This window comes from Microvirga tunisiensis (genome assembly GCF_009296175.1).
Taxonomy (GTDB): Bacteria; Pseudomonadota; Alphaproteobacteria; order Rhizobiales; family Beijerinckiaceae; genus Microvirga; species Microvirga tunisiensis.
In genome coordinates this window covers 1-2,060 of the sequence record NZ_VOSK01000632.1, presented here as the reverse complement: position 1 = coordinate 2,060, position 2,060 = coordinate 1, and the positions used below count along the sequence as shown (strand labels likewise).

Annotated in this window: 3 protein-coding genes; 2 read left to right on the top strand and 1 reads right to left on the bottom strand. The window is 60.0% G+C overall.

What is annotated here, in order from left to right; genetic code table 11:
- Positions 1 to 290: integrase core domain-containing protein (locus FS320_RS42260; protein ID WP_152717431.1), on the top strand; the 290-nt coding region annotated here is incomplete at its 5' end.
- 238 nt (positions 291 to 528) lie between these two features.
- Here FS320_RS42260 and FS320_RS42255 read toward each other — a convergent pair.
- A complete protein-coding gene (locus FS320_RS42255; RefSeq protein ID WP_152718506.1) occupies positions 529 to 1,152 on the bottom strand; it encodes a PRC-barrel domain-containing protein in 624 nt (207 codons plus the stop codon).
- 427 nt (positions 1,153 to 1,579) lie between these two features.
- Between FS320_RS42255 and FS320_RS42250 the strand changes: the two genes are divergently transcribed.
- Positions 1,580 to 2,035, top strand: a complete 456-nt coding sequence (locus FS320_RS42250) for a response regulator transcription factor (RefSeq protein WP_152718505.1) — start codon at positions 1,580 to 1,582, stop codon at positions 2,033 to 2,035.
- Positions 2,036 to 2,060 lie beyond the last annotated feature (25 nt).

Here is a 2,060-nt window from a genome sequence, read left to right as displayed (position 1 = left end):
CCAATGGTCTCGTGGAGCGCTTCAACGGGCGGGTGCAGCGCGAGGTGCTGGGCATCACCATCTACAGCCATCGGGACCTCGAGACGCTGCTCAAGGGCTTCAATCAGGCCTATAACAGAAGACGTCAACGCGTGCTCAAGGGGCGATCCCCGGATGAGGTTGTGCGAAGCCGCCTGGCTGCCGAGCCGAAGCTCGCCAACCGCCGCTACAAGCCACCCGATGCAGACGCGTTGCCGCCAGCCCTCCAGGTCATCGCTCATGCCAAGGAGGTCTCGCATCCAGACAACTAGAGCGCGAAGACCCCTGGACGGGTGGCTTGGGGCAGCCAAAACCTACGCCAGCTTGACGCTAAATGGGTTGTGAACAACCACACGGTGCTGGTTGATCCGCGCACCCGTCAGATCGTCGAGATCGTCGAGTAAGCGCCTCGCCAAACTCAAATGGAAGAGTTATGGCTCTGTGCATCTCGCGGCTGTAGCGCAGGAGCGAAAGGGGCCGCGAGGCCCCTTTCTGGCAGGATTGATCTTCTCAGCGAGCGTATTTGAACTCAGGAGCCGCCTTGAGCTGATCCTTGGTCATGTTCGTTGTCAGCATCGCATGATCGGGAGCCGCGCGGGCCGCATTGTCAGCGGTCCGGTCTGTGGCCACGGTGCCGGTGGTGGTCGGCGCAGTCGGGCTGGCCGCCCCCGGAGCCGTTGCGGTGGCCCTTGGCGTGGCCGGGGCATTCGGATCGGCTGTCGTGGGACCACCCGGCGTAGTGGCTGCGGTGGCCACAGCCCGCGGCTCGTTCACGAGTTTGATCTGGTCGAAGGGAATAGCCACATCGCGCTCGCCGATGCCCAGGAAGCCGCCGACGCCCACGACCACCGCCTGAATTTTGCCGCTGCTGTCCACGAGCAGTTCGCTGATGTCGCCGATCTTCTCGTTGTTCTGGTTGTAAATATCCAAGCCTTCAAGCTTGGAGGCCCGCCACTGCCCCGGCTGCTCCTGAGTCATCCAGTTGCCCGTGTTCATCTGCCCGGATGAGGGGGCTGCCGTCGAACCAGCGGGAGGAGTCGTGGTAGAGCCTGCGGACGGGCTGGTTTGAGCCAGAGCCGGGGCGGCGATCAGGGTGGTGCCGAGCAGAGCCAATGCCAGATGCTTACCAAGCATGTGTTCCTCCATCGTCTTGTTCGCGCCATAGGGAGCACACAGAGATAACGTGAAAGCTGGACGTTCCGTTCTTGCGCAGGTTTCGTTCTCACCGGAGGAACTGGTGCCGGTTGGGCAGCATTGCTTTACACAGCATGATTTCTCCTGAAACTCTAACCCCGTCCCAGAACGGGGTTTTTGTTGGAGGCTGCGGCTGGGTTGGCAAGCAATCACATGAGTCTTGCGCCAGCGGTCGGGACTCCAGCAAATCCTGCGGGGAACGCCGTTTGCTCCTGCCGTGACAGCCTCTGCCGCTGATCCAACTCTTGTCCAGGACTTGGTTTCAGAACCTGCTCTTGTCCTTATCGAAGCCAGTCAGAACACCTGTGACGCGCTTGAGGTTGTCCGGAACGTGAGAAGGCAGTGTCCGGAGGCTCGCATCGTAGCCTTGGCGGATCGGTTCGACCTCGGCTTCGTGCGGCTGGGATATCAGGCTGGCGTAGATGGCTTCTGTTCAGCACCCAGTACCCTTGAGATTCTGATCAAGTCCCTTGAACTGGTCATGCTCGGCGAGGCTGTATTGCCCTCTGGGGTCCTTCGCGCCGTCGTGGATGGATCGCTTCAATGCCTTGAGCAGACACCTGATGATCACAGATCACGAGAGTTGAAACCTTCTGATCTGATGGACCGCAAGTTCTCGCCGCGAGAGATACAAATCCTGAATTGCCTGAAAGAGGGAGCGCCGAACAAGGCCATCGCTCGCAAGCTGGACATTACGGAAGCCACCATCAAGGTCCATGTCAAAGCCATCCTGCGCAAGATCGGTGCAGCTAATCGCACCCAGGCGGCTATGTGGGCATCTCAGCGCCTTTCAGGAACAGGAGTGTCTAACCGGAATGGTTGAGACTTTGGCGCAGAAGATTGCGGTT

Coding starts and splice junctions, on each gene's coding strand:
- FS320_RS42255 (WP_152718506.1), bottom strand. CDS start 1,152: ATGCTTGGTAAGCATCTGGCATTGGCTCTGCTCGGCACCACCCTGATC.